The following is a 22,104-nucleotide window of genomic DNA, read 5'->3' on the forward strand; positions in this document are numbered from 1 at the left end:
CGCTTCCCCAGGGTTCAATCCGGCCCGTCTACAATTCGGGCGACCTCTGGGAACATGGACCCGCGCGGATCGCCACTCTGTGAGGCAATTCACAAGGCCGGGTCTAATTTTGGGACCGACGTACTTACCCTTCGAGCATCGCCAGGGGCTGAGGCTCGCGCTGAGACGTGCGGCACGCGATGTCACGCGTCTCTCAAGGAATTTACGGCCCCCGAGATAAAACTCGGAGGCCGCATAACATCAAAAACCGGCTTCGAATTCAGGCGTCAGTTGGAGTTGGTCTGACCGCCGGGGCGAAGCTTGCCGCGTGACTGAGTCTGCTTCGGCTGGAAGGCGAATGCGTCGTTATTGCTCTTCGCGCCACCGGCCTGCGAGCAGGTGCCGCCGATGCCGCCGGCGGCCTGGCGGCAGGCTTCCATCGTCGGATAGCCGCAGCCGTGAGCGGCCTGCGCGCCGTTGGTGATGCAGAAGTCGTCGGCCTTGGCAGCCGGCGCGGCAATCGTGAGAAACGCAGAGGCGAACAGCGTCGCGGCGGAGGTGACGAACGTCTTCGAGGGCGAGGTCATGGCGTCTTTTCCTAAGCTCAGTGTCCCACAAAAGAGACCTCGGCATACGATGCGCGCCAAGGCTCACACCCCGGATGTAGGCCCGCGACCTGCCCCGGCAATCACGGATCAGCGCAATGCAGGGCTTCGCAAATCACATGTCACCGTTAGGTGATCTACTAAACTATTAATGCATAATGTTCGAAGCTATCCCGCCGGCGCCGCCACCGCGACCTCCTGCAATGGCAGCGGCACATCCTTCGCGACGCCCAGCACGGGGAAGCTGCGGACGTTCTTCACGTTCGGCATCGCGGCGAAATGCAGGAGCTGCTGGCGCATGCTCTCGACGCTCGGCGCGACGCATTTCAAGAGATAGTCGGTGTCGCCCGAAATCCGCCAGCACTGCTGGATGCGCGGGATCGCGGCGATCGAGCTCTCGAACGTCTCCAGCACCGGTTGGGACTGGCTGCCGAGCTGGATCGAGACGAACGACACCACCTCATACCCGAGCAACCGCTCGTCGATGACGGCGCGCACCGCCCGGATCACGCCCCGGCTGAACAGCGATTTCAGCCGCCGCAGGCAGTTCGGCGCCGACACGCCGACCCGCAGCGCCAGCTCGTTGTTGCGCACCCGCCCGTCCTGCTGCAGTTCGGATAGTATCTTCAGATCGACGCCGTCGAACTGGTCACGCCGCGCCATACCCCACCTCGCCATGAGCTCGTCATGGCCGCCAGCGAAGCACGCGGGGGAATTGATGCCAAGGGCAGAACCTGGGTGCTGGCCACCGATGCTACGTTATCGCGTACGAGCGGAATGCCTCTCCGCCGTCATGGCCGGGCTCGTCCCAGCCACCCACGTTCCTTCACGTGGGTCCCACAACGTGGATCCCCGAGCCTAGGCTCGCCGAAGCGGCCTCGGCCGCGCAGGCGGGACCAGCCCGGGCATGACAGGCAATCACGTCGCTTGAAGGCAGCGCGGCCGCCCGCCCCTCAATGCGTCCAGGGCTCGCCGCGGCGGAACGAGAAATTGTCGGCATAGGCAGCCGGCCGGCGGATCGACTCCTGCGGCTCGATCACCTGGTAGGCGATGCCTTTGCGCTCGCAATAGGCGATAGCCTCTTCCTTGGAGTGGAAGCGCAGCGTGATCTGCTGCTTCATGTCGCTCGACGAGGTCCAGCCCATCAGCGGCTCGACCGCGCGCGGCTGCTCCGGCTCGTAGTCGAGCTGCCATTCCTTCGTCTTCGACCGGCCGGATTGCATCGCGTTCTTGGCGGGCTTGAAAATGCGTGCGGTCATGGCTGGTCCGGGCCTCTTCGTCTTTTCGTTCGATTTCGATGCGTCACGGTGGCAGTTGGTGGAAATCTCGGGGATAGTATAGAGACACCGATTGGGAACTGATCGGTGATTCCGGCCCCCGGCACCCTCACCAACGGTATAGTCATTATGCTGCACCGTGACAATTGCGTACCCGCCTCCCGCGCTGGCATCCCGCCCGGCGGCACCGCCTCGCCGACGCCAGCGTATCCGTCCCCTTCGAAAGCTCCCGTCGCATGGCCTTCCTGAACATCAACGCCACGCTCCCTGAAAAGGGCCGTGACCTCAGGCTCGACCTGTTTCGCGGTGTCGCGAACTGGGCGATCTTTCTCGACCACATCCCCGACAACGTCGTGAACTGGATCACGACCCGCAACTACGGCTTTTCCGACGCAGCCGATCTGTTCGTCTTCATCTCCGGCTATACCGCCTCCTTCGTCTATGCGCGGATGATGCTGGAGCGCGGCTTCATCGTCGGCGCCACGCGGCTGACCAAGCGCGTCTGGCAGCTTTATGTCGCCCACATCATCCTGTTCGTGATCTATATTGCCTCGATCAGCTATCTCGCGCTGCGCTTCGGCGATTCCGAGATGATCAACGAGTTCAACGTCGCCGGCCTTGTCGACAACGCCACCGAGACGTTGCGCCAGGGCCTGTTCCTGCGCTTCAAGCCGCTCAATCTCGACGTGCTGCCGCTCTACATCGTGCTGATGGGCCTGTTTCCGCCGGTGCTGTGGTTCATGCTGCGCAAGCCCGACCTGACGATGGTCCTGTCGATCGTGCTGTGGCTCGCTGCGCGCCACTTCGGCTGGAATCTGAACGCCTATCCGGCCGGCCAGTGGTACTTCAACCCCTATTGCTGGCAGGTGCTGTTCGTGTTCGGCGCCTGGTGCGCCATGGGCGGGGCTCGGCGCTCGATGACCCTGATCAATTCGCCGATCACGCTGTGGGTCTGCCTCGGCTATCTCTTGTTCGCGCTGGTCATGACCATGGCCGGTCGCTTCCCCGCTCTCGGCGGCATGTTCCCGGAATGGCTGTTCTCGGCCTTCAACCCCAATGACAAGACCAACCTTGCGCCGTACCGCTTCCTCCATTTCGTGGTGATCGTGATCCTGGTGATCCGCTTCGTACCCAAAGAGTGGCCGGGCCTGGAGTGGAGGGTATTCGATCCCTTGATCGTGTGCGGCCAGCAGTCGCTCGCCGTGTTCTGCGTCGGCGTGTTCCTGTCCTTCGTCGGCCATTTCGAGCTGTCGATGAGCTCGGGCTCGCTGCTCGCGCAGATTTTCGTCAGCATCGCCGGCATCGCGATCATGACGACGGTGGCCTATTACATCTCGTGGTCGAAGAAGCAGGACAAGCCGCTGAAGCCGCCGCCGGCCAAGCCGGCCGCAGAGGCGAAGGCGGCCTGAGAGAGGCGGCGGCTACGCCGCCTCTTCGCCGTCGAACTCGGTGAATTTCTTGTAGATCCAGTCGCGGCCATCGTGACGGCGCCAGACCTTGCCGACCACGAACTGCCCATTGATGGAGCGGCGCGGCACGATCACCGTCCAGAGGTGCCAGATCTCGGTCCAGCTCGACTGCGGGCCGACGGTCTTGAGGTTGCGATCAAAAGACATGGGACAGAACTCGCTGGCGCAGAACTCAACTGATACGCGCGCCGCGACGAACCGTGATCTGTGGTCGTACAGATTAAAGGCGGCCCATCGCGAGCCTGGACCGAGCTGATAACAGCCACCCAAACGGCCGCAACAGCCGCTCGCCTTTAACCTAACCGATCAACCTTACTTCTTGGATCGGCGCAATCGGTTGAAAGCCGGCGCCGGCTTTTCTAGAATGCACGTGATTTGAGAACGAGCGCGCTGTTTCGGCGCACGGTGATTTTCGAACTGACGTCGAACTTTGCAAGCAATCGGACGTTTGGAAAAAATTGGTTTGCGGGGGGACAACAATAATGAAATTGCAATGTGCACGTCTGCGCCTCGCGCTGCGACTGGCGCCGCCCGCGCCGATCGTGAGAACGCCGTCACAGGAACCGCCGCAGGCCGCCAACGACAACCAGGCGGTCTGGTCGTTCGTCCCGTTTCCGCCCGGCTGGCACGCGTCGAGCTGACCAGCGCGGCCGGAAAAGCGCAACGCCGCGCAAGCGGAGTATCATCGCTCGGCGGCGTCCGTTTAGGCATTGGGCGCTGAAATCCCCAACGCAGATATGTCTATGGCGACGCGCAAAGGTTCGATGAGGCTTTTCTGATGCCGCGCGAAGCGGGCGGCGGGACGTGAACAATTCCCAGGCGGCGGGCGCCTTTCGGCCTCTCACCTCGCAACCTATCCCGGGATGCGAGTTGCCGCTTTTTCCCGCATGCCCAAGTCCGCTCGAGCCGGAGCGCGGCCGTGAATTTTCGCGAACCAGCAGAGATCCATGACCAGCAGACTAAAACGGAGAGCGAGGCGGTCGGCCAGATCGAGGCTCAAGATCATCTTTCCGACGCGCCGGAGGCTGGAAGCTCCCTATTGGCAATCTGCGGGATAGGCTTGGCCGGATTGCTGATGCTGGGCTGGATCTGCGCCCTCGCCTGGATCGCCTGACGCATTGTCGGTTTGGATGCTGCCTTGAGGACGAGCGCCTCCAGGAACGAGCGCCTCCGAGGAACGGAAGTGGCGCTCGACCTCGGGACTGGTCGGGGCAGCTGGATTCGAACCAACGACCTGCAGTACCCAAAACTGCCGCGCTACCAGGCTGCGCTATACCCCGAATGTCCGGCAAGCCCTGTCGATACACGCTTCCCGAGGCGCCAGCAAGCTTCCAAAGCCGCCAGCAAGACCGGCAATCGCCTGGGCCTGTCCGCCCTATTTGCTGCCGAACAGGGGGTGGCCGACGCGATCACCAGGGCGGATGCCGTACTTCTGCGCCGTTCCCGCCACCACCTCCAGCACGGCCCGGGCGGGCCCCCGGGACGAGATGATTTTCGTCGACAACGGCTCGGTATTCTCGGCGATGCGCAGAATGCGGCCATCGGCGCGGATGAAGATCATGTCGAGCGAAACGTATGTGTTCTTCATCCACATCGACACTTCTTGCTCGGGATTGAAGTCGAACAGCATGCCTTTGCCGTCGGCCAATTCCTTGCGATACATCAGGCCGGTCTGCTTCTCCTCCTCGGTCGTTGCCATTTCCACCGAGAACACTTGCACGCCGTTCTTCGTGACGATCTCGAGCGGCTGGAAACTGGCGGCGCCGACAGGTGTGCTCGCAACGGCCAAGCCGGCGATGACGAGGATGGCGCCAAGCCAGCCCTTCGCAACGGACCAGACGGCCTTTCGGTCAAAGTTCATGGGGGCTCTCGAGGCGTGGGACTGGACCAGTCCTTACGCGGCAGCCGCCGGAAAAGAAAGAGGCGCGCCGGCCGGCCGGCACGCCTCCGCTCACGATTGCGGGAATTGGTGGCCTTATAGCGTTTTCCAGCGAAGTGGATACCGGTTCGCGTGAGGAAAACGCATCAAAACAATAATCTAGAGCCTCGGTTCTGATTCAATCAGAACCGGAGCGCTAGTGCGACTGCAGTCCAGGCGACCCGGTCTCGGGATGGATCTCGGCCGCCATCATGCCCTTGGAGCCGGGCCCGAAGCGGACCAGGACATACTGGCCCGGCCTGAGTTCGGTCATGCCGAAGCGGCGCAGAGTCTCCATGTGCACGAAGATGTCGGGCGTGCCCTCGCCGCAGGTCAGGAAGCCGAAGCCGCGCAGCCGGTTGAACCATTTGACCTGGGCCCGTTCCAACCCGCTGGTCGGGGTGACCGTGACATGGGTGCGCGGCGGCAGCATCTGCGCCGGATGGATCGCGGTCGACTCGTCCATCGAGACGACGCGGAAGGCCTGGTAACCCTTGGCGCGCTGGATGCATTCGACGACGACGCGGGCGCCTTCGTAAGCCGTCTGGAAGCCGTCGCGCCTAAGCACGGTGACGTGCAGGAGGACGTCCGGCCAGCCATTGTCGGGAACGATGAAGCCATAGCCTTTGGAGGCGTCGAACCATTTGATGACGCCATGGACCTCGACGAGGTTGGCGCCGGTCTCACCAAGCCCGCTGAATGGACTGAGCGCGCCCTCCCGGCCGGCACCGCCGTGTTCGCCCGGCGTCATTCGCCCGGGCGAAGTGCCCTGTCCGGGAACTCCAAGCTTCTTGGACTCAAATCCGTCCGACGACCCCATAACCCCGGACCCCACACTGCCATGCTGCCCGCCACATTGGCGGCGCTCGAATCACGCGTCTTAAGAGATTGTTCTCAGTTCGACGCGACGCGAATCTTTCGACTCAAAAGATAACACTCCCGGTTGCGGCGCATAGACAAAAAAGAGATTCGCCGGAACCTATGAACAGCTTGCGCAGCCGCGAATCAAACTGATGCCTCAATTGCCGACAAAGGGCCCGAGAGTCTCGCCGATGTCGTGGTGGATGACGAGGTCGGCGATGTCGTCCTGATCCGTCGGCTCGCGATTGATGATCACGAGACGTGCACCGGTGCGCTTGGCCATCATCGGAAAGCCCGCGGCCGGCCAGACCACGAGCGAGGAACCGATCGCGATGAAGAGATCGCAGGCTTGCGACAGCGAGGTTGCGCGCTGCATCTCGTCGTCCGGCATCATCTGGCCGAACGAGATCGTCGCGGTCTTCACCGGCTCGTCGCACGTGGTGCAGTTGGGCGCCGCGCCATCGTCGTCGAAACGGCGCTTCACCCAGTCGAGCTGATAGGCCTGCCCGCATCCGATGCAGCGCGCATAAGTAGTATTTCCGTGAAGTTCAATCACGTGTTCGGGCGCAAAGCCCGAGGCCTGGTGCAGATTGTCGATGTTCTGGGTGATGACGGCGGGAACCTTGCCGGCGCGGTAGAGCGAGGCCAGGGCGCGATGGCCGCGACCGGGCTTCGCCGCGGCGAAGACCTCCTCCATCGCGAAGCGCCGGCGCCAGGATTCGTCCCGCGCCTCTTGGCTCGCAACGAACTCGTCGAATGGGATCGGACGGTTACGCATCCAAATTCCGCCCGGCGAACGAAAGTCGGGAATGCCGCACTCGGTCGAGATGCCGGCGCCAGTGAACGGCACGATGGTTCTGGCCTCGGCGATCATGCCGCCGAGGCGCTCGATGCCGCTCTGAAGATCCGATGCGATCAATCGCGCCTCCCGACTCGTTTTGCCTGACAGCAACATGCGCAAGCGGCAAGATCGTTGACGCTCTTATCAAGCGCGAACACAATGCGCTCGGGAATTCTTTTCGGCCTTCGCTTATCACAATCCTGCAATGCCTCCTCCCCATTGACGCCCCATTCAGGAGCGCCAATGGATGTGTTGACGCGACTCAACGTGATTGCGGCGGCAGCACTTGGGTTCAGATGCGCACATACTCAGGTGTAGAGGGGATTTGACATGACCGAAGACGAAGAACGCAAGGCTCGTGAGCGCGACGAGATCGCCGCCCGGGTCGCCGCTTTCCGTGCCACGCAGGAAAAGTTCAAGCGCGAGCGCGAGGAATACTTCGTGTCGACGCTGGAGAACGCCCGCAAGGTCGAGCGGCCATCGCTCTGGCCGTAACATCATCGCGCAAGCAAGCGCGACGGCGTGCGAATGAAAAAAGCCCGGAGCATCGCTCCGGGCTTTTCGCTGTTGGCGGCTACCAATGGCGATAGTAGTGGCGGCGGTAGTACGGTCCGCCGTAATAGGCGTACGGGCCCGGTCCGTAATAATAGCTCGGGCCGCCATAATAGCCGTAGCCGGGACCGTAATATCCATAGGGGTGGGAGGCGGCGACCGCGCCCGCGGTGATCGCGCCGGCGGCAAGGCCGAACGCGAGGCCCGGGCCGATGCCGCGGCCGCGCGCCTCAGCCGGCGCAGGCGCCGCGACGGCGGTCACGCCGACGGCCGCGATGGTGGCCAGAACTGCCAGAGTCTTCTTCATGATGTCCTCCTTCGCGTATTGCGGGGGATAACCGCGGGCACCTGCGATGGTTGCGCAAACGGCAGGAGCGACCGCGGTCAAAAAGTCGATGCAACTGGAACGAAATCGCCGAATGCGGATTAATTCATCAAGTGCGGGAGCCTCCGCCATCCGGGTAGAGGCAACAGCACGAAGACCCCGTCAGCATCTCCGCGATGTTGGCGGGGTTTTCAGTTTCAGGGGAGCAAATGGCAGCAAACCACCATTGCTGCCAGCGGGGACGACGACCGAGGAGGAAAGCTTGCCGTTATCCGCTTTGCTGGCCCGTATCCGCAAGTTAGTTCCCAGATCCGACGATGAGCATTACGACGAGATCGTCCGCAGCTTCGGTGTCGGCACGCTGCGCCCGCCGCCGACGCCGATGAGCGACCGCGAGCTGGCGCAGGCCATCGCCGAGTTTCTGAAGCAGCAGCCGTCGAGCGAATCCGTCGCGACCCTCGGCCGCCGGCTCGATCCCTCCTCTCCCGTCTGAGTTTCTTTGCGGGGGCAGGGAACCAGGATTGCGCGCAGACGTTGAATTCCCTTACGCTGATCGGAAAGCGGAAAGAGACCCGAGATGCCCGTGTGGCTTGAGGTTTTGCTCAATCTGGTTGGCTATGCCGGCTTCGTGGCGCTCGCCTCGCGCGGCGCTGCCAGCCCGCAAGCGCCGGCCAACGATCGCAGCTACGGCGACGAGAACTAATTGGCGCGCGTCGCTTGGCCTGCCATGCGCACGAGCCGGTCGGCCTTGACCGCAACGCGCGTGTCCTCGGCCTGCGGCCGCAGCGAGAAGCTGATCACCACAAAAGCGAGACAGAACAGCGTGCCGACGACGGCGACGCGCCGGTAGGTGTGCCGGTCGCCTTGGTAAAAGGACGGCTCTGAAAAAGGCGTCATGGCAAATTGCTTCTTGGCAAAGTCGTTTTCTTGCTTGTCTTTGCCGGACACCTACCCCAACCCGCAGCAAGCGCAACGCGATTGGGCTTTTAACCTAACCGAATAGGGTTATCGGCATCGGTGCAAGCTGTCGTTAGGCAGATCAGAGGCGGCATCTCTGCCGCAAGGCGGTGAAAGATGCCGCAAGGCGGTGCAAGAGCGACCGGCTTTGTTCCAGCTTCAATTCCATTTCGTTCCCGAAGAACGAATCGGAATCGCAGAAATCGGCGCGGAGCAGTTCTTAACAAAGCCTTCTTGCGACCTCGATCAGATCCGCCCGCTTCCATGCCGCTTCCCTCGCCTCATTGCTTTCGCAGAAGACAGCGGCGGGACTGCGCCAAGCATCACGCCATGCGTTCCGATACGCACGGCCGCATCGCCGCCGGCTGGCGCAACTTGTTCTGCATCCGACTCCATTTCGTTCTCGAAGAACGAATCGGAGTCCCAAAAATCGGTGCGGAGCGATTCCTAACGCTCGATGAAAGCGCGTGCCGTCACACCTCAGGCGGCAGGACTCGTCGCAGGCAAACTGTGCGGCGACAAGCAAGCGCGCCCCGTCAGAACGAGCCCGCGCTTGCGCATTGCCGCGTGTCGTTGACGACAGTTCAAGCCGCCCGCTTCGACTTGTCCTTCGAGAAGCATTCGAGGATTTGGATGCGGAGCTCCTCTGCGGCAGGGCCCTCGAGCTTCCTGAGCTCGTTCCACAGCCTGATCACTTCGCGCTGCTTTTCGACGGTCATGAGCACCTCCCAATGGTCCACCAAGGCGGCTCATACTAGAACAAAAAGAGAACAAAAAGTCCAGCCCGTCGCGAGAGATTTTCGCGCTGAACCTTTTCGGCGCGGCAAGCACCTATGGAAGCTGGGGATTTCAGCGCCCAGTCACACGGCAGCGCCGCCTGACGAACATACTCCGTCATCGCGGCGCTGTTGCTTCTTGGAAATTCAACTTTAAGTTACATGCATGCTGACGGCCAGGCGCTGAAATCCCAACGCCGTCAGTGCGAAGAGCCTCGCGCGAAAGCGCGGGGTTTTTTCTTGCGAAGCCGGTGATTTGATAAGGGGCGGATTACGGCGACCGGAACGAGGCCTCGCCGTCCGCATTAGCCGTCCGAAATTCAGCGGGCCGGGATCGCGCGGCGCAGTCGTCCGGCGCGACAGAAGCCGGCGACGCGGGATGCACCATCGAGGCGCCGATGATCTGCGAGTTCTGCGAGAACGAAATCCCGATCGGTCTTTCGCTCTGCCCGGCTTGCGGAAAGCCGCAGGGCGCGCCCGGACAGAGCGACCGGCGCGCCCTGAGGCTTGTCCTGATCGTCGTGGCGGTGTTCGGCATCGCGATCGCCGAGCACCACCTCTTCTTCAGCCATTGATCGTTGCGCCGTGCGACGGAGCCCGCGCAACGACATCGCCGGCGGCTCAGACTGCGTCCTTCGCCACCTTCAACGGCGAGGCCTTGACCGATTTGCTCGCGGGCTTCGCCGCAAACTGCATCGGCTCCTTGGTGAAGGGATTGATGCCCATGCGGGCTTCGGTCGCCGGCTTGTTCACCACCGACATCTTCACGAAGCCGGGAATGACGAACTCGCCGGACTCGTTGAGCTCCTTGTAGCCGACGGTCGCCATGTACTCGATCACCGACTTCACGTCGTTCTTCGAAAGCTGCGTGCCCTCGGCAATTGCATCGATCAATTGGGTCTTCGTCATCTTCGCCATGTCTGAATTCCTCTGAACGGGGGGCGCGCGCAATTCCTGCTGGGACGCGGCCGGACCGCGGGGCACGCTGCTGATTCATGCCAGAAGTCATGAAGTGATCGGGCTTAGAACCCATCGAGGCCGAAAACGCAAGCACGGGTTCTCAGGGATGCCCGGCCTCCTGTGAACGATGCCACTGGGCACGCCCACCTTCTTTTTGAACCATTCAGCGGCTGACGCGTCTTATGATTGAAGTCCCTAAGCTTCACTCCACCAGAGAGCCCCGCTGTCCCCAGGCGGGGCTTTCGCTGTTCGAGACTCCAGTTGATCCAACCCGCCGTGTCACCTCCGCGTGAAACCTGTGGCTCCGCAGACGTTGTTGACGCTTCAGTAACCTAACGCGGCCAAGCTCCAGTCAGGTTCGTTGCGTTGGAGTACCCCACAGTGCTGGATTTTGACGAGCTGCGTGAACTCGCAGCTGATGTTCGTATTTTTGTCGACGTCGCCGAAGACAAGGCCGAAGCGCTCAGAGCCGTCATCGCGGCTTACGACGTGGTGCTGGCGATCTTCCCCACTGAAGAGGGTATGGGCCTCCACGTCATCAAGGGCAGCGAGATCCTGGACAGGATCGCGAATTCGCGGACGCATGCGATGTACAGCCACACGGCCATCGCGGTTCCCGATCTTGCGCATGCAAAAGCGCTCAAGTTCCTGACGGTCCCTGTCGATCAGCGGATTGCGGCCTAGCTCGGCCGCTGGCCCGCCGCGCCGCTCCGCATCAGATCGGCGCGGCTGTCTCATGCCAGTCGCTTCACGGGCTTTGTCCTGGCGCGTAGATTAAGCGGTTCGACGCTTCCGTCGTAGGCCGATACGCGTGCCGGGCAGATTGATGCCGAGCTCGATCGCCCGCGACCTGATCGATGCAATCGGACGCTTCAGCTTCACGATCATCAGCGTGAGGCTCTTTCCAGTTTCACACATCGATCGAAGCAACCGATCGTCGTCTTCTGACCAGCGTTCGTGGTTGTAGCTGCGCATGGGCGTTGCCTCTGAGGCCAGTGAGGCGGGCCAAGCGTGGGGAATGTCAAAGGACCCAGCTTCGCCTTTTCTGAGCGCGGCGGCTGGGTGTCAGTTGAGGGGCGGCTTGTTACGCTGCCGCCTGACGCGGAGATAAGTTTGGGACGCTGCTTTTCAACTGACTTACGGATTTGTAATCGCCGGGCAAGACGTGCATCCGCTTCGCGCCCGCGTTCACCGAAGCCGTAGAACGTCTTCCCGACGTTTTCCGCTTCAGTGATCCAGCAGAAACGCCGTGAAGCCAATCACGATGCAGGAAAGACCGACGACGGCGGTGGCGAGCTCGACGGCGTTCTCCAGGCGGAAGAACTTGATGATCGCGTCCCAGACGACGCTGCCGGTTTCCACGATCGCGCTGAGCAGGCCCTGAAGCATGGCGATTAGTCACACCCGATCTCGCCGAGGTTCACCCGCCGCCGTTCCCAGCGGGTCCGGCGCCAAGCATCTTCTTTTGAACTCTCTTCCGGTCCGCGCGTCTTGCAGTTGAAGCGTCCCTAAGCTTCGCCCCGATAGAGAACCCCGCCTCCTCAAAAGCGGGGTTTTCGATTTTGCGCGCTGCAACAGCTCGCCCGGAATTTCAAGCCTCTCTTTGCCGTTGACCCGGTTCCCCTGCCGACGCACCCTTTCGGTGGGCGGGGTTTGAGGAGGCGTTATGCCGAAAACCCTTGTGGAATTCAGAGCGAAGAACCTTCGTTTGCTTGAACAGCTTTGTCCCGACGACCCGCGATACATCCAAGCCTGGTTGAAGCAATTCGATGAGCAGAACGGGATCGCGCCCGAAGCGCGTCCGAAGTCCGGCAAGGCCCGAGGGGCTGCTTCGCCGAAGAAGGCCGCTTCGTCCGGTCGGACGAGGTCAGCACCCTCCTCCTCGGCCTCAGCCCGCTGATCGGCACAACGACGAGCGCGTCTCGAACATAGGCGTTGAACCTGCGACAGGCCTCGATGCGATGCACGAGCAACGATACGAGGGCTTAGCCTCTCACGGAATGTCCGCGGCCTTCCGCCTGTCACCGATCGAAACCGGCTTGTTCAGGAAATACTCGCGGTTGCCTGTCGCGGCCTCCGCATACTGGTCGATGGCCACGATGATGGCCTGGACGTGGGCATAACACCACCCTTCCCGCGTCGCCTTGCGGCGAACGTCCTCGAGCGCGGTCAGGAAGGGCGACAGATCCCTCTCGTCGTCGAACCATCGCCTGCTCACCATGTCCTCCCGCCGAGCACCCTGCCCTTGTTGTGATGTGGCTCCGCCCCCTTCAGCGCGTCACGCTGGGCGCAGAGACTTTCGACCTTCGCCTCCATCCGCGACAGCAGAGCTTCGGCCGAAGCCGTGCCGATACCTGCCCGCTGCAGCTGGAGGATCTCCTTCCTCTGCCTGCCTATTTGGATGCGCATCCGTTCGATTTCCCGCCTGACAAAGTCCAGGTCCGGCATGTTCAGCCTCGCAATTTGAATATGGCCCCAATGAGAACAAAAACGGAACGACAAGTCGAGTCCGACGTTCTACGGAAAAGGAGATTTGCGATGGCGGACAACACCCGGAAGGAACCGAAAGACTGGGTTTCCGGGGGCGACCCGATGACGGGAGCCCAGGAATCCTACCTCAAGACCCTCGCCGAGCAGGCGCACGAGAAGCCGCCCGAGGAAGAGCTGACCAAGGCCGAGGCGTCGGAGCTGATCGACAAGATGCGGCAAAAGGCCGGCCTGGACGAGTGACCCGGATGATTGCGGGAAGCCGGGACCGTGTGTATGCAAACGAAATTGGGAATCGAAAATGCCTTATTTCGTCTGCGCCCGCGACGGTGCCGGGCAGATCATTTTGAAAAGAGACACCAGGGAAGCGGCCGAGAAGAAAGCCGCCGAGCTCCGCGACATGGGCTATTTCGAGGTCGAGATCATCGCGAAGGGCGGCGAGAAGGCTGCGTGAGGCACTGGGCACGGTCGGCGGAGTTGGCCGTGCGTGACCAAACAATCGCTCCGGCATCAGCTGCTATCAAGGCCCAGCCAATCTGCGCCGCTAATCGGCTTGAGCGGTGCGCGGCAGCAGGTCCAACAGGCACTGACGCCGATCAGCCTCATATTCGCGGTCTTGGCGTGGTTCGCGCCGGGCTGAATTGCGACAGCAAAGCAGCTTAGTCCTCTTCGGCCGCTCGCCTGTCTAGCTAGCGTCGTCTTGCATGTCCTTGGTCTCGAAGTGGCATCCAAACGCCACCATGGCCAGAGTAAACGACGAGCCGAGCAGAATTCGGAGAGCCAATTCCGTACTCTCGCTCACATACCGGACATCGTGCCGGTGCGCGTAGCGCTCGGGATGGGCGGCATCGGGCTGCTGAGGCGAGCTTGTCAAAAGCACGAGCCACGCGACGGTGCCGCAAAGCGAAGCAACCCTCGCAATCCTTCCGATCATTTGAAGCCAGCACTTCATGCTTCCCTCAGCACCTTAAAGACGCTGAGAATGACGAAAGCACCCAGACCGTAGGTCAGTGCATTCACGACCCAGGAAATGGCTATGCCGAGGAAGGTGGATCCTCCGACCGCTCCCCAGAAAAAATATGCTGCGGTGATGCCCGGCCACTCCAGCGAAAGATAGGCGAAGTCGGTGAGCGGCTCGATGACGAGGAGCACTGAGGAGATGAGCGCCCCGATGGCCAATGCGATCGCGAGGTTCGCCTTCACGGAGGCATCACAATCCCAGCAGCCCGGCAATAACGGGAATGAGGAAATAGGCGGCGATCCCGAGAAGACCGCCCACGACAAAGCGTGCAGCGCGGCCGTGAATCTTCGTATCGAGCCACGCACAGACGGCCACCGCAGCCTCTCTCAGCCAGCTACCAACGAGGCTTCTGACGAGATCGAACAGGAGTTCTGCAAAGAATGCGACCATGGCGTTTAGTCGGTCCCACCTCTGACGGGGTTCAAGCGCCGAGGGGGATGGGCGCAAGAGCGGGGACTTGGGCGAGCCGGCAGCCGAACGGCGTCCAACAGCGAAACGAGTGGCGTGCATTGCCACCGCACTCGGGGCTAGCATTCCCTTCAACCACAAGGCGTCAACTCAACCGGCGCCGACCAAGGCGAGGTCATCAGAAGACATGCCGCGCCTGGCGCACTCTGCTGTTGCCGCTCAACTTCGCCCCACGCTGAGCATCGCCTCCGCCACCGAGCTCAATCGCGCTGCCGTCCGCCGGACCAGATCCCCTGGGGCCCGATCGACTCGCGCGGCGCGCAGACGGCTGTCGTGGTCGGCGACCCGGCAACCCCAGCTTCTACATGGTCAGCCACAAGTGGACCAAAGACAACCACTTCAGCCGCCCGCACTTCCACCCCAACGACCGGTACATCGTGGTGCTGCAAGGCACCTGGTGGGTCGGCTCAGGCCCGAAATTCGATCCCGACGACGGCACCGTTCCGATGCCCGCCGGCAGCTTCGTCATCCACACCGGCAAGCAGGTGCATTGGGACGGCGCCAAGGACGAGGACGCCGTGCTGCTGATCATGGGCGAAGGCCCGGCGACGGCGACCGCGGCGGAAGAGAAGTAGTAGTGGCAGTAGCTAATTGGTCGCCATTGTTCTGCAACCAGAATTTGTAGTACTTTAATCTTGGTTTCAGTGGGCTCGGGATTGGGGGGATGGGCAATGCTTGGGATCACACGATTCTTCGTCCTTTTTTCCGTCGCCGTCTGCCTCCCAGGTTGCATCACAACGTCGATGCAGGCGTATGCTGACCGGGACCTACCCGCGAAGCCTGTCAAGCGGGTCATCGCCTATGTTGCGGCGCAGGGACCACTTACCGCGAGTCTTCAATCCAACATTCAGGAGGAAGCGCGCAAGCATCACGTGGATGCCGAGGACGCACTGAACATCTTTCCGCCGACGCGCAAGTACACCGACGCGGAAATCCGGAAAGGTATGGCGGAGACAGGAATCGATGCGGTGCTTTTCATAAATGTTGGCGACACAGGAGTGCAGCGGGAATACGCAGGAACTATTCTTTCTGGACAATACGTCAGTTCATCTAATTCGAGCGGCACGATCAACACAGCCGGTTCGTTCTCCACGGTGTCCATGAGCGGCACAACCTCAGGAACGATAACTGCGACCTCCACACCAACGTACAGGTATCGACGCCAGACCAACTTCACCGCTCGGTTGGTTGAAGTTTCCAGTGGTCGAAATCTTTGGGTCGGAAACGGTCAGGTCAATGCAGGGGGGCTCCTTTTTATTGGAGATGGTGCAAATGCGTCCAGCTCAGTGACCGCGATATTCGATGATTTGCAGCGAAAAGGGATCATCTGATGCCTGAGGTTGCAGCCCGCTCGCGATGATTTTGCTTTCTCATGGTAGGGGCGATTTTTTGCTTTGGGACCGATAGCACTGTCAGCGTGATTCAACTCGCGGAGTACGCGATGAAGCTTTTGGACGACATTATAGAGTTAGCCGCAGACAACAAGGAGCCCATCGGCAATCTGCTCCGAAAGTGCCTGGTTCTTGAGCGACAGCTCAAAAACGAAAAGTTTCGTGCTTGGCTCGACCTCGAACTGGACGGCTATGGCTCAGGAAATGAGGACCTACCCAGCTATCGAGTGTTCAGCTGCATTAATAAGGGAGATTTTCACGGCATAACCGTCAGGATGAGCGGACAGCCGATTTCGCTCCATGTGATGACAGAGCGAGACCGCAAACTGCTAGAGAAAGTATATCTTCATCAACCGGCCGCCTCGTATGAAGCGCGGCCTGGACAAGACAGCGACGCGGCATTGCCCTGGAATCCCTATTTGATCGCCAAATACCAAACCAAAATCTACCAGGACGGCGAGCCCGCGCTAATGCGCGCGTGGCAGGAAATACCCGGTTCGGTCCTGGTCGCCCTGCTGGAGCAGGTTCGAAATCGCGTTCTGAGATTTGCTCTCGACCTGAAAGAGAGCTTGCCTGAGCAGGCCGCCAGCGCGGCAATTGTCCCGGCAGAGCAGGTAGACCAATCGGTCGTCAATCACATCTACGGCGGCAACATCATCATTGCGTCTCAGGCCATGAACACTGTCCAAGTCGTTCATCAGAACGTTGCTCTTGGCGACGACCGGTCTCTCAACAATGCTCTCGAAGAGCTCGGCATCACACCCGAAGGTCAGTCAGAACTTCAAAAGGCCCTATCTCATGACAAGGTAGAAGAGACCAAGGCGCTGGGAGAGAAAACCAAGCAGTGGCTCGTCGACATCACCAAGTATGCGGGCAAGGAGGGCTTAAAGGTGGGCTTCGAGCTAGCCAAGCAGACGGCAATCAAATGGATCAGTCAGCGCTATGGTATCCACTTCTAGCTAGCGCAAATACCGCCAGCCATTTTTGCCCCGACGACACCAATGCAGCCATTGATTCAGCGGTCGTCGCTCTGGGAGAGAGTGAAGCTTAGAGCTAAACCTGTTATACCTTCTCGACAGGAATGTTTCTGGCCTTCACGATTACGCGGAGCGTAGGGCTGAAAAACATGATGAGGTCACGAGAGATAGCCTCAAGCTCATCAGCGGCGCGCTTGACGTCAGGAATTCCCAACTCCTTAGATTTTCCCCGCTCGTTGTAAGAGGAAGCGCTAATCACCGCGCGCGAGCGCGCTCCCCTCACTTGCCTGAAGTATATACTCGCGTGGGCCGCGAGATTTCGAACAACCTTTTGCTGCTTGATCCGCTCGCTCAATTTATTGCAAGGACCGTGCAGTTGCTTTTCGTCCGAGCGCAGCACAGCATAATCGACCAACTCCAACTTGCGGCTGAAATTTTGCGTGCCACGAAAGATGCGAACAGATTCTACTTCTGGGATAGGCAAGCTAAATAAAGCGAAAAACGTCTCTAGATGCCGTTCGATATCAGAAAGAGCAACGATCGTTCGTCCGACCTGGAGATGCATTTCACTGCGGTCTTCCAACTCTTCTCTGAAACGGCGCTTCATCATTTCGAAGAAGTCTTCTCCTTCGTAATCCTCATTCTTCGTCACCTTGATTGGCGCATGAGCCATTTTTGCCCTTCTGAACTACGTCACCCGACCAGCCTTACTACTACCACCGATTGAAGGTGGCTTGTTCAGGAAATACTCGCGATTGCCCGTTGCTGCCAAAAGGTCTCTCAGTCGCCCGCAATCCGCCCGCAGAGACTGCCCTATTGTGGAATTTGCTGCTATTCATTGCGCTCGTCGTACCGGAATGGGCGGAAAGTCTTACCACGTCCTCAGAAGGATAAGAAACATGCGATACCTCCACACCATGCTGCGCGTGCGCAATCTCGATGTCGCGCTGAAGTTCTACCAGGATGCGCTGGGCTTGAAGGAGGTGCGGCGGATCGAGAACGACAAGGGGCGGTTCACGCTGGTGTTCCTGTGCTCGGCGGACGATCTCGAGGCGCTGAAGAAGCAGCCGCCGACGCGCGGCGCGCCGCTGGTCGAGCTCACCTACAATTGGGACGAAGAGACGTACGGCGAGGACCGTTTCTTCGGCCATCTCGCCTATGAGGTCGACGACATCTACGCCACCTGCGAGAAGCTGATGAAGGCCGGCGTCACCATCAACCGTCCCCCGCGCGACGGCAACATGGCCTTCGTCCGCTCGCCGGACCTGCACTCGATCGAGCTCTTGCAGAAGGGCGAGCCGAAGCCGCCGCAGGAGCCGTGGGCATCGATGCCGAACACCGGCCATTGGTAAGGCACCGACCGGAACAAGGCCCCTCGCCCGACGTTCACTCCCTAACGAAGCGATTGGAGGAGGACGCGATGGCGAGAGGGCTGTTGCTGTGGATTCTTGGCGTGCCGATCCCGGTGATCATTCTGTTGTGGTTGTTCTTCGGCCGCTGAGCGTCAGGTTGAACTTTGCAGTGAAAGCTCCGCCGCGTGCGGAGCTTTTTGCATGAGGGGCGCGCGGCAATCGCACATCGCGCCGCGCGCCGAATTCCGCTATCACCCGCGCAAGCGACAATGCGGGGAGACGCTTCATGCCTGACACCAAGCTGACGATCTGGGGCCGCGCCAATTCGGTCAACGTGCAGAAGGTGCTGTGGTGCCTCACCGAGCTTGGCCTCGCTTACGAGCGCATCGACGCCGGCATGCAATATGGCAAGACGCGTGAGGCCGAGTATCTCGCGATGAATCCCAACGCGCGGATCCCGACGCTGGTCGAGGACGACTTCGTGCTGTGGGAATCCAATTCGATCATGCGCTATCTCTGTCTCGCGCATGGGCGCGGCACGCCGATCTATCCGGAGGCGCCCAAGCAGCGCGCCTCGGTCGACCGCTGGCTCGACTGGACGCTGTCGACGGTGCAGCCGGTCGACCGACCGGTGTTCTGGGGCATCGTGCGCACGGCACCCGCGGAGCGCGACATGATCCAGGTGCAGCGCGATGCCGATGCCGCCGCCGAGGTCTGGGCCATCGCCGACCGCCTGCTCGCCACCCGCCGCTTCATCGAGGGCGATGCGTTCACGCTGGCCGACATCGCGATCGGGTCCTATGCGCGGCGCTGGCTCGGCGTCGAAGGCATCAGCCGGCCGGCGCAGCCGCACCTCACCCGCTGGCTCGCCGAGCTCGGCAAACGGCCCGGATTTGCGCAATTCGTCGCACCGCCGATGTCGTGAGCGCCGGCGCGGCGCAAGCTGCGACGATCGCGCGAGGAATCGTCGTTCTGGCGCGCTCCTCCGCTGTCACGGCAGCGCTTGACGGCTACTGTGCATGGGGTTGTTTTCGCAATTTTTGTTTTGGGCCGCTAGCGCCAGCCGCGCTCGAGCAGCAGCACGCAGATGATCAGCAGCAGCGTCACCACGGCGGTGGCGAGGCGCGCGGTCCAGCTGACGCCGCGGCCGACCCACCACAAAAGCGCGCAATACATCAGCACGGGGACGATGATGTCGAGCCGGATCAGATCGGCAGGCATGGGCCTTCAGCGCCGGATGCTGGTGTCGACGCTGATCGAGCCGCCGACCTTCACGCAGGTCCCGGTGCCCTCGACCATGACGAAGCGCGGGCCGTAGGAAGCGCAGGAGCCTGCCCTGGTCTTCCCGGCCGTGCCCGCGAGCGGCAGCGCCGTGCCGGCCTCCTTGCCCGCCTGCGGCCGCTCGGCAGGTGGCAGGCGCAGACTCTCCGCCGCCATCGCGGACGTGGCCAGCAGCGAGATCAGGATGAGGAGCGGCGTGCGCATCGCCGCCTTGTAGCCCGGACCGACGCCGCGCGCCATCGCGGCGCGACAGGGACCGCGATCAGATGAATTTGACGCCGGCCGACTTGCCGCGGCGCCAGACCACCTGGCAGCTCCGCCCGGTGCGCGCGTCGCGGGCGAAGGCCATCCGGATCACGCCCGGAAGCTGGGTCGCGTCCTCGTCCATCGTGATCTTCGCGCCCGTCTCCGAAATGTCCTGGACCAGGCAATGCCGCGCGGCGAAGCCGCCGTCGAGCGTGATCCAGGCGTGCCGGGACAGCAGCTTGCGCTCTGCGCGCTTCTTCGGCGAGGGCATTGGCGAAAATCTCCGCGTCCAGCGCTACGCAGGGAACCCTAACAAACCGTTGAAATCGCCTCCGGATGATCCCGGGGCCGGCGCTGTCCACCGGAGCCAAAAGTCCGTTCCCGAACGGCTTGCCCGGGAGCGCAAAGGCCACTATACGTTCGCCCGCTGCAAGCCACCGGGCACTGTTCGGCCGGCCAGCGGCCGTGCCGCGGAAAGCGGCGGGGCCCTGCGTTTGCTCCCTTCGTCTATCGGTTAGGACGCCACCCTTTCACGGTGGAGAGAGCGGTTCGATTCCGCTAGGGAGCGCCAAATCTGCGGCCGCTCTTCATCTCATCTCTTAATGCTCGCGTTCCATCTGGCTAGTCCGCCAGACCGATGCGATATTCTCCTCCAAGTTGAACCTTCGGGGGGGGCGGTTGAGCTGGCCCGCTTAAAGGCAAAGATCCCAGTTCCTTCAAATGTTTCGAGCGACTTGCCTTGTGTTGTCGGTTTCTCTGATTTGCACACCGGCATCCGCCGAGACAATCTTCGAGGTGCTCCAGAAGTTCGGGTTAGCCGGCATATGGTCGCTTGACTGTGGTCGAGATCTGCAGACGGAGGCCGGCTATCGAGCCACCCATGCCATGCCGGCTGTCGGCCCTATCACTTTCACATCGATCACCCGGCAGCCCAATGGCCGGCACAAGACGGACGGTTTTCGAATGGCACCGAAACACCTGAGCTGGAAAGATGCTTCGAGTAGGCACGAACCCTCGCCTGCGACTATTCGACCTCTGCGATCACGCGGTGGCTCAGCAGCGCCGAGAGTTAACCGGAAATTTACCCCTGCTCATGTGCGCCGGTATCATTTGCTTAGAGCTTTATCGCTACCGTGGAAATACGGAAATCCCCGAAACCCCGGTTTGCGTTCATGTCTGTCGCAGAGTTCCTTAGGCAGCGCGCAGTGGACCTTGCGGTGAGCGGCAGTTACTCGCTGCCCCGCTGGTACGATTGCGAGGGCAAGCTCCGCAGCTTCGCCTGCCGCACCAAGCGTGTCTCGCCGTTCCGGATGATCGTGGACGTGCCTGTCGTCGGCAAGGTCGGCGAGCGCGTGACCTCCTACTTCCAGGATTTCGGCGAATTCCAGTGCACCATCAGCGCGACACTCAAGGCGGGCTTCCTGATGGAGCTCGAGATGACGCGGGCGCGGCGCGCCTGGATGTCGGAAAAGCTGATCTGGCTCGAGAAGAAGCAGAAGGATGCCAGCGTTCGCGAGCTGCGGCGTGACGCGCGTTTCGTTCCGCAGGTCTCGCACACCGTCCTGACCCTCGCCGACGGCGGCAGTCACTCGTGCTTCATCATCGACGTCTCGACAGCCGGCGTCGCAGTGTCCTCCGAGTACGATCCGCCGGTCGGAACCCCGCTTGCGGTCGGCGCCTGCGTCGGCCGGGTAATCCGCAAGTTCGACTACGGGTTTGCGGTCAAATTCGCCGAGAAGCAGTCCCGGGACGATCTCGTCCGCCTGATCGTTCGCACGCCCTTGCTGAAGTCGGCCTGACTCTCAATCTCGCTGCCCTATAGCGGCCCCATTGCGGGATCAGCCTTTGCAGGTCCGTGCTGCGGGCCGGACGTCATTTTGCAGACTTGCGATCGGGGGGACCGAATGGCAGTCGACAAGATCACAGTTGATAAGATCAAGGTTGGTAAGATCACCTGGGACAGGGTCGGCCGGGTCACCGAGCCCGGACGTTACATGTACACGTTCGGCTGGCTCACCATCACCGCCGGCGATCTCGAGATCTGGAAGCGATACCCACAGGCCGCGTTCACGCTGCTCGCGCAGCATTCCGAATCAGACGAGTCCGCCGGCGAGGAGTTCCATCTCGGCGCCTTCGACGTCGCCCCCGACGCGCCGACTCCGATCACCACGCACTGAGCCGGAAAAGCGCGGGCCATCGCGGGGCCATGACCACCGGCGCACGCCCGCGGTTCTGCCGTCGAGACAAGTGCGCAGCGATCGAAGAAACCCGCGCACTTCCTTGATCTAGCTTGCCAAATCCCGATCCCATATCGGGCGCGCGGTTATTGCAATGGACGACGAGCATTGTTTGCCATGCAAT

General features: G+C 61.5%; 37 protein-coding genes and 2 tRNA genes. 18 read left to right on the top strand and 21 right to left on the bottom strand.

Annotated features, from left to right (window positions below):
• Positions 1–266 precede the first annotated feature (266 nt).
• From P6U29_RS22160 to P6U29_RS22170, 3 genes are all read right to left on the bottom strand, one after another.
• Complete coding sequence (locus P6U29_RS22160; protein ID WP_407112273.1) at positions 267–566, bottom strand: DUF3551 domain-containing protein; 300 nt, start codon at positions 564–566, stop codon at positions 267–269.
• 186 nt (positions 567–752) lie between these two features.
• The gene (locus P6U29_RS22165; protein ID WP_407112275.1) at positions 753–1,247 is read right to left on the bottom strand and encodes an Lrp/AsnC family transcriptional regulator; all 495 of its coding nucleotides are present in this window, start codon (positions 1,245–1,247) and stop codon (positions 753–755) included.
• Positions 1,248–1,537: 290 nt separating this feature from the next.
• Positions 1,538–1,843, bottom strand: a complete 306-nt coding sequence (locus P6U29_RS22170) for an ETC complex I subunit (RefSeq protein ID WP_407112277.1) — start codon at positions 1,841–1,843, stop codon at positions 1,538–1,540.
• A gap of 254 nt (positions 1,844–2,097) precedes the next feature.
• Between P6U29_RS22170 and P6U29_RS22175 the strand changes: the two genes are divergently transcribed.
• Positions 2,098–3,270, top strand: a complete 1,173-nt coding sequence (locus tag P6U29_RS22175) for an OpgC domain-containing protein (RefSeq protein WP_407112278.1) — start codon at positions 2,098–2,100, stop codon at positions 3,268–3,270.
• A 12-nt stretch (positions 3,271–3,282) separates the two neighbouring features.
• Here P6U29_RS22175 and P6U29_RS22180 read toward each other — a convergent pair whose 3' ends face one another.
• A complete protein-coding gene (locus P6U29_RS22180; protein ID WP_319332582.1) occupies positions 3,283–3,477 on the bottom strand; it encodes a hypothetical protein in 195 nt (64 codons plus the stop codon).
• 335 nt (positions 3,478–3,812) lie between these two features.
• Between P6U29_RS22180 and P6U29_RS22185 the strand changes: the two genes are divergently transcribed.
• Both P6U29_RS22185 and P6U29_RS22190 read left to right on the top strand, forming a co-directional pair.
• The gene (locus tag P6U29_RS22185) at positions 3,813–3,971 is read left to right on the top strand and encodes a hypothetical protein (protein WP_407112279.1); all 159 of its coding nucleotides are present in this window, start codon (positions 3,813–3,815) and stop codon (positions 3,969–3,971) included.
• Positions 3,972–4,249: 278 nt separating this feature from the next.
• The gene (locus P6U29_RS22190; protein WP_407112280.1) at positions 4,250–4,444 is read left to right on the top strand and encodes an RNA-binding protein; all 195 of its coding nucleotides are present in this window, start codon (positions 4,250–4,252) and stop codon (positions 4,442–4,444) included.
• A gap of 89 nt (positions 4,445–4,533) precedes the next feature.
• Here P6U29_RS22190 and P6U29_RS22195 read toward each other — a convergent pair.
• From P6U29_RS22195 to P6U29_RS22210, 4 genes are all read right to left on the bottom strand, one after another.
• Positions 4,534–4,610 (bottom strand) — tRNA-Pro (locus P6U29_RS22195).
• Positions 4,611–4,705: 95 nt separating this feature from the next.
• The gene (locus tag P6U29_RS22200; RefSeq protein ID WP_407112281.1) at positions 4,706–5,191 is read right to left on the bottom strand and encodes a DUF192 domain-containing protein; all 486 of its coding nucleotides are present in this window, start codon (positions 5,189–5,191) and stop codon (positions 4,706–4,708) included.
• A gap of 214 nt (positions 5,192–5,405) precedes the next feature.
• Positions 5,406–5,999 carry a cold-shock protein gene (locus tag P6U29_RS22205; protein ID WP_371259174.1) on the bottom strand — a complete coding sequence of 198 codons (594 nt, stop codon included), beginning with the start codon at positions 5,997–5,999 and terminating at the stop codon, positions 5,406–5,408.
• 267 nt (positions 6,000–6,266) lie between these two features.
• Positions 6,267–7,028, bottom strand: coding sequence for an SIR2 family NAD-dependent protein deacylase (locus P6U29_RS22210; protein ID WP_407112282.1), 762 nt, complete (start codon positions 7,026–7,028; stop codon positions 6,267–6,269).
• Positions 7,029–7,280: 252 nt separating this feature from the next.
• Here P6U29_RS22210 and P6U29_RS22215 point away from each other — a divergent pair, with 252 nt between their 5' ends.
• The gene (locus P6U29_RS22215) at positions 7,281–7,445 is read left to right on the top strand and encodes a hypothetical protein (protein ID WP_162832225.1); all 165 of its coding nucleotides are present in this window, start codon (positions 7,281–7,283) and stop codon (positions 7,443–7,445) included.
• A 79-nt stretch (positions 7,446–7,524) separates the two neighbouring features.
• On the opposite strand, the gene P6U29_RS22220 is transcribed toward P6U29_RS22215, so the two are convergent.
• Positions 7,525–7,809, bottom strand: coding sequence for a hypothetical protein (locus P6U29_RS22220; protein WP_407112283.1), 285 nt, complete (start codon positions 7,807–7,809; stop codon positions 7,525–7,527).
• A gap of 280 nt (positions 7,810–8,089) precedes the next feature.
• Here P6U29_RS22220 and P6U29_RS22225 point away from each other — a divergent pair, with 280 nt between their 5' ends.
• Both P6U29_RS22225 and P6U29_RS22230 read left to right on the top strand, forming a co-directional pair.
• A complete protein-coding gene (locus tag P6U29_RS22225) occupies positions 8,090–8,320 on the top strand; it encodes a hypothetical protein (protein ID WP_122406685.1) in 231 nt (76 codons plus the stop codon).
• A gap of 84 nt (positions 8,321–8,404) precedes the next feature.
• Positions 8,405–8,530: a hypothetical protein gene (locus tag P6U29_RS22230; RefSeq protein WP_407112284.1), complete on the top strand. Its 126-nt coding sequence runs from the start codon at positions 8,405–8,407 to the stop codon at positions 8,528–8,530.
• Here P6U29_RS22230 and P6U29_RS22235 read toward each other — a convergent pair.
• A complete protein-coding gene (locus tag P6U29_RS22235; protein ID WP_407119392.1) occupies positions 8,527–8,724 on the bottom strand; it encodes a hypothetical protein in 198 nt (65 codons plus the stop codon). The genes P6U29_RS22230 and P6U29_RS22235 overlap by 4 nt on opposite strands.
• A 644-nt stretch (positions 8,725–9,368) precedes the next feature.
• Positions 9,369–9,503 carry a hypothetical protein gene (locus P6U29_RS22240; RefSeq protein ID WP_283810521.1) on the bottom strand — a complete coding sequence of 45 codons (135 nt, stop codon included), beginning with the start codon at positions 9,501–9,503 and terminating at the stop codon, positions 9,369–9,371.
• Between the two features lie 455 nt (positions 9,504–9,958).
• Here P6U29_RS22240 and P6U29_RS22245 point away from each other — a divergent pair, with 455 nt between their 5' ends.
• Positions 9,959–10,135, top strand: a complete 177-nt coding sequence (locus tag P6U29_RS22245; protein WP_407112285.1) for a hypothetical protein — start codon at positions 9,959–9,961, stop codon at positions 10,133–10,135.
• Positions 10,136–10,181: 46 nt separating this feature from the next.
• On the opposite strand, the gene P6U29_RS22250 is transcribed toward P6U29_RS22245, so the two are convergent.
• Complete coding sequence (locus P6U29_RS22250) at positions 10,182–10,478, bottom strand: HU family DNA-binding protein (RefSeq protein ID WP_008558895.1); 297 nt, start codon at positions 10,476–10,478, stop codon at positions 10,182–10,184.
• Positions 10,479–10,901: 423 nt separating this feature from the next.
• On the opposite strand from P6U29_RS22250, the gene P6U29_RS22255 reads away from it, so the two are divergent.
• Positions 10,902–11,204, top strand: a complete 303-nt coding sequence (locus P6U29_RS22255; RefSeq protein ID WP_407112286.1) for a hypothetical protein — start codon at positions 10,902–10,904, stop codon at positions 11,202–11,204.
• A gap of 543 nt (positions 11,205–11,747) precedes the next feature.
• Here the strand turns inward: P6U29_RS22255 and P6U29_RS22260 are convergent.
• The 3 genes from P6U29_RS22260 to P6U29_RS22270 all read right to left on the bottom strand — a co-directional run bounded on the left by P6U29_RS22260 (position 11,748) and on the right by P6U29_RS22270 (position 12,968).
• Positions 11,748–11,909 carry a hypothetical protein gene (locus P6U29_RS22260; protein ID WP_407112287.1) on the bottom strand — a complete coding sequence of 54 codons (162 nt, stop codon included), beginning with the start codon at positions 11,907–11,909 and terminating at the stop codon, positions 11,748–11,750.
• Positions 11,910–12,513: 604 nt separating this feature from the next.
• Positions 12,514–12,738, bottom strand: coding sequence for a hypothetical protein (locus P6U29_RS22265; RefSeq protein WP_407112288.1), 225 nt, complete (start codon positions 12,736–12,738; stop codon positions 12,514–12,516).
• Positions 12,735–12,968, bottom strand: coding sequence for a hypothetical protein (locus P6U29_RS22270; protein WP_407112289.1), 234 nt, complete (start codon positions 12,966–12,968; stop codon positions 12,735–12,737). Before P6U29_RS22270 ends, P6U29_RS22265 begins: the two co-directional genes overlap by 4 nt.
• Before the next feature lie 90 nt (positions 12,969–13,058).
• Here P6U29_RS22270 and P6U29_RS22275 point away from each other — a divergent pair, with 90 nt between their 5' ends.
• Both P6U29_RS22275 and P6U29_RS22280 read left to right on the top strand, forming a co-directional pair.
• Positions 13,059–13,250: a DUF3072 domain-containing protein gene (locus P6U29_RS22275; RefSeq protein ID WP_407112290.1), complete on the top strand. Its 192-nt coding sequence runs from the start codon at positions 13,059–13,061 to the stop codon at positions 13,248–13,250.
• Positions 13,251–13,308: 58 nt separating this feature from the next.
• Positions 13,309–13,461: a hypothetical protein gene (locus tag P6U29_RS22280; RefSeq protein ID WP_407112291.1), complete on the top strand. Its 153-nt coding sequence runs from the start codon at positions 13,309–13,311 to the stop codon at positions 13,459–13,461.
• A gap of 494 nt (positions 13,462–13,955) precedes the next feature.
• Here P6U29_RS22280 and P6U29_RS22285 read toward each other — a convergent pair whose 3' ends face one another.
• Positions 13,956–14,210, bottom strand: a complete 255-nt coding sequence (locus P6U29_RS22285) for a hypothetical protein (RefSeq protein ID WP_407112292.1) — start codon at positions 14,208–14,210, stop codon at positions 13,956–13,958.
• A 7-nt stretch (positions 14,211–14,217) separates the two neighbouring features.
• Complete coding sequence (locus P6U29_RS22290) at positions 14,218–14,418, bottom strand: hypothetical protein (RefSeq protein ID WP_407112293.1); 201 nt, start codon at positions 14,416–14,418, stop codon at positions 14,218–14,220.
• Between the two features lie 383 nt (positions 14,419–14,801).
• Here P6U29_RS22290 and P6U29_RS22295 point away from each other — a divergent pair, with 383 nt between their 5' ends.
• The 3 genes from P6U29_RS22295 (at position 14,802) to P6U29_RS22305 (ending at position 16,846) form a co-directional block, all read left to right on the top strand.
• Entirely contained in the window at positions 14,802–15,071 is a 270-nt protein-coding gene (locus P6U29_RS22295) for a cupin domain-containing protein (protein WP_407112294.1), read from the top strand.
• A 96-nt stretch (positions 15,072–15,167) separates the two neighbouring features.
• The gene (locus P6U29_RS22300; RefSeq protein WP_407112295.1) at positions 15,168–15,827 is read left to right on the top strand and encodes a hypothetical protein; all 660 of its coding nucleotides are present in this window, start codon (positions 15,168–15,170) and stop codon (positions 15,825–15,827) included.
• A 110-nt stretch (positions 15,828–15,937) separates the two neighbouring features.
• On the top strand, positions 15,938–16,846 hold the full coding sequence (locus P6U29_RS22305; protein ID WP_407112296.1) for a hypothetical protein: 909 nt from the start codon (positions 15,938–15,940) through the stop codon (positions 16,844–16,846).
• A gap of 103 nt (positions 16,847–16,949) precedes the next feature.
• Here the strand turns inward: P6U29_RS22305 and P6U29_RS22310 are convergent, their stop codons facing one another.
• On the bottom strand, positions 16,950–17,537 hold the full coding sequence (locus P6U29_RS22310) for a hypothetical protein (protein ID WP_407112297.1): 588 nt from the start codon (positions 17,535–17,537) through the stop codon (positions 16,950–16,952).
• A gap of 226 nt (positions 17,538–17,763) precedes the next feature.
• Here P6U29_RS22310 and P6U29_RS22315 point away from each other — a divergent pair, with 226 nt between their 5' ends.
• Positions 17,764–18,216 (top strand): VOC family protein, encoded by a 453-nt coding sequence (locus P6U29_RS22315; protein WP_407112298.1) that lies wholly within the window; start codon positions 17,764–17,766, stop codon positions 18,214–18,216.
• Positions 18,217–18,502: 286 nt separating this feature from the next.
• Positions 18,503–19,141 (top strand): glutathione S-transferase family protein, encoded by a 639-nt coding sequence (locus P6U29_RS22320; RefSeq protein WP_407112299.1) that lies wholly within the window; start codon positions 18,503–18,505, stop codon positions 19,139–19,141.
• 128 nt (positions 19,142–19,269) lie between these two features.
• Here P6U29_RS22320 and P6U29_RS22325 read toward each other — a convergent pair whose 3' ends face one another.
• The 3 genes from P6U29_RS22325 to P6U29_RS22335 are packed head-to-tail and all read right to left on the bottom strand — an operon-like array spanning position 19,270 to position 20,014.
• Positions 19,270–19,437, bottom strand: coding sequence for a hypothetical protein (locus tag P6U29_RS22325; protein WP_407112300.1), 168 nt, complete (start codon positions 19,435–19,437; stop codon positions 19,270–19,272).
• A gap of 6 nt (positions 19,438–19,443) precedes the next feature.
• Positions 19,444–19,701 carry a hypothetical protein gene (locus tag P6U29_RS22330; protein WP_407119393.1) on the bottom strand — a complete coding sequence of 86 codons (258 nt, stop codon included), beginning with the start codon at positions 19,699–19,701 and terminating at the stop codon, positions 19,444–19,446.
• Between the two features lie 58 nt (positions 19,702–19,759).
• The gene (locus P6U29_RS22335) at positions 19,760–20,014 is read right to left on the bottom strand and encodes a PilZ domain-containing protein (RefSeq protein ID WP_407112301.1); all 255 of its coding nucleotides are present in this window, start codon (positions 20,012–20,014) and stop codon (positions 19,760–19,762) included.
• Positions 20,015–20,239: 225 nt separating this feature from the next.
• On the opposite strand from P6U29_RS22335, the gene P6U29_RS22340 reads away from it, so the two are divergent.
• The 3 genes from P6U29_RS22340 (at position 20,240) to P6U29_RS22350 (ending at position 21,920) form a co-directional block, all read left to right on the top strand.
• Positions 20,240–20,314 (top strand) — tRNA-Glu (locus tag P6U29_RS22340).
• A gap of 601 nt (positions 20,315–20,915) precedes the next feature.
• Positions 20,916–21,542: a PilZ domain-containing protein gene (locus tag P6U29_RS22345; RefSeq protein ID WP_407112302.1), complete on the top strand. Its 627-nt coding sequence runs from the start codon at positions 20,916–20,918 to the stop codon at positions 21,540–21,542.
• A 105-nt stretch (positions 21,543–21,647) separates the two neighbouring features.
• The gene (locus P6U29_RS22350) at positions 21,648–21,920 is read left to right on the top strand and encodes a hypothetical protein (RefSeq protein ID WP_407112303.1); all 273 of its coding nucleotides are present in this window, start codon (positions 21,648–21,650) and stop codon (positions 21,918–21,920) included.
• The last annotated feature ends 184 nt before the right edge of the window (positions 21,921–22,104 follow it).

The organism is Bradyrhizobium sp. LMG 9283 (genome assembly GCF_045571415.1).
Lineage (GTDB): Bacteria > Pseudomonadota > Alphaproteobacteria > Rhizobiales > Xanthobacteraceae > Bradyrhizobium.

Bases quoted from the DNA above. Each gene is read 5' to 3' on its own strand.
- P6U29_RS22205 (WP_371259174.1), bottom strand. From the start codon at position 5,999: ATGACGCCGGGCGAACACGGCGGTGCCGGCCGGGAGGGCGCGCTCAGT.
- P6U29_RS22235 (WP_407119392.1), bottom strand. From the start codon at position 8,724: ATGACGCCTTTTTCAGAGCCGTCCTTTTACCAAGGCGACCGGCACACC.
- P6U29_RS22165 (WP_407112275.1), bottom strand. From the start codon at position 1,247: ATGGCGCGGCGTGACCAGTTCGACGGCGTCGATCTGAAGATACTATCC.
- P6U29_RS22260 (WP_407112287.1), bottom strand. From the start codon at position 11,909: ATGCTTCAGGGCCTGCTCAGCGCGATCGTGGAAACCGGCAGCGTCGTC.
- P6U29_RS22350 (WP_407112303.1), top strand. From the start codon at position 21,648: ATGGCAGTCGACAAGATCACAGTTGATAAGATCAAGGTTGGTAAGATC.
- P6U29_RS22185 (WP_407112279.1), top strand. From the start codon at position 3,813: ATGAAATTGCAATGTGCACGTCTGCGCCTCGCGCTGCGACTGGCGCCG.
- P6U29_RS22325 (WP_407112300.1), bottom strand. From the start codon at position 19,437: ATGCCTGCCGATCTGATCCGGCTCGACATCATCGTCCCCGTGCTGATG.
- P6U29_RS22170 (WP_407112277.1), bottom strand. From the start codon at position 1,843: ATGACCGCACGCATTTTCAAGCCCGCCAAGAACGCGATGCAATCCGGC.
- P6U29_RS22290 (WP_407112293.1), bottom strand. From the start codon at position 14,418: ATGGTCGCATTCTTTGCAGAACTCCTGTTCGATCTCGTCAGAAGCCTC.
- P6U29_RS22345 (WP_407112302.1), top strand. From the start codon at position 20,916: ATGTCTGTCGCAGAGTTCCTTAGGCAGCGCGCAGTGGACCTTGCGGTG.
- P6U29_RS22310 (WP_407112297.1), bottom strand. From the start codon at position 17,537: ATGGCTCATGCGCCAATCAAGGTGACGAAGAATGAGGATTACGAAGGA.
- P6U29_RS22245 (WP_407112285.1), top strand. From the start codon at position 9,959: ATGATCTGCGAGTTCTGCGAGAACGAAATCCCGATCGGTCTTTCGCTC.
- P6U29_RS22320 (WP_407112299.1), top strand. From the start codon at position 18,503: ATGCCTGACACCAAGCTGACGATCTGGGGCCGCGCCAATTCGGTCAAC.
- P6U29_RS22295 (WP_407112294.1), top strand. From the start codon at position 14,802: ATGGTCAGCCACAAGTGGACCAAAGACAACCACTTCAGCCGCCCGCAC.
- P6U29_RS22335 (WP_407112301.1), bottom strand. From the start codon at position 20,014: ATGCCCTCGCCGAAGAAGCGCGCAGAGCGCAAGCTGCTGTCCCGGCAC.
- P6U29_RS22270 (WP_407112289.1), bottom strand. From the start codon at position 12,968: ATGCCGGACCTGGACTTTGTCAGGCGGGAAATCGAACGGATGCGCATC.
- P6U29_RS22330 (WP_407119393.1), bottom strand. From the start codon at position 19,701: ATGCGCACGCCGCTCCTCATCCTGATCTCGCTGCTGGCCACGTCCGCG.
- P6U29_RS22315 (WP_407112298.1), top strand. From the start codon at position 17,764: ATGCGATACCTCCACACCATGCTGCGCGTGCGCAATCTCGATGTCGCG.
- P6U29_RS22240 (WP_283810521.1), bottom strand. From the start codon at position 9,503: ATGACCGTCGAAAAGCAGCGCGAAGTGATCAGGCTGTGGAACGAGCTC.
- P6U29_RS22300 (WP_407112295.1), top strand. From the start codon at position 15,168: ATGCTTGGGATCACACGATTCTTCGTCCTTTTTTCCGTCGCCGTCTGC.
- P6U29_RS22160 (WP_407112273.1), bottom strand. From the start codon at position 566: ATGACCTCGCCCTCGAAGACGTTCGTCACCTCCGCCGCGACGCTGTTC.
- P6U29_RS22305 (WP_407112296.1), top strand. From the start codon at position 15,938: ATGAAGCTTTTGGACGACATTATAGAGTTAGCCGCAGACAACAAGGAG.
- P6U29_RS22200 (WP_407112281.1), bottom strand. From the start codon at position 5,191: ATGAACTTTGACCGAAAGGCCGTCTGGTCCGTTGCGAAGGGCTGGCTT.
- P6U29_RS22215 (WP_162832225.1), top strand. From the start codon at position 7,281: ATGACCGAAGACGAAGAACGCAAGGCTCGTGAGCGCGACGAGATCGCC.
- P6U29_RS22280 (WP_407112291.1), top strand. From the start codon at position 13,309: ATGCCTTATTTCGTCTGCGCCCGCGACGGTGCCGGGCAGATCATTTTG.
- P6U29_RS22250 (WP_008558895.1), bottom strand. From the start codon at position 10,478: ATGGCGAAGATGACGAAGACCCAATTGATCGATGCAATTGCCGAGGGC.
- P6U29_RS22180 (WP_319332582.1), bottom strand. From the start codon at position 3,477: ATGTCTTTTGATCGCAACCTCAAGACCGTCGGCCCGCAGTCGAGCTGG.
- P6U29_RS22230 (WP_407112284.1), top strand. From the start codon at position 8,405: ATGCCCGTGTGGCTTGAGGTTTTGCTCAATCTGGTTGGCTATGCCGGC.
- P6U29_RS22220 (WP_407112283.1), bottom strand. From the start codon at position 7,809: ATGAAGAAGACTCTGGCAGTTCTGGCCACCATCGCGGCCGTCGGCGTG.
- P6U29_RS22175 (WP_407112278.1), top strand. From the start codon at position 2,098: ATGGCCTTCCTGAACATCAACGCCACGCTCCCTGAAAAGGGCCGTGAC.
- P6U29_RS22275 (WP_407112290.1), top strand. From the start codon at position 13,059: ATGGCGGACAACACCCGGAAGGAACCGAAAGACTGGGTTTCCGGGGGC.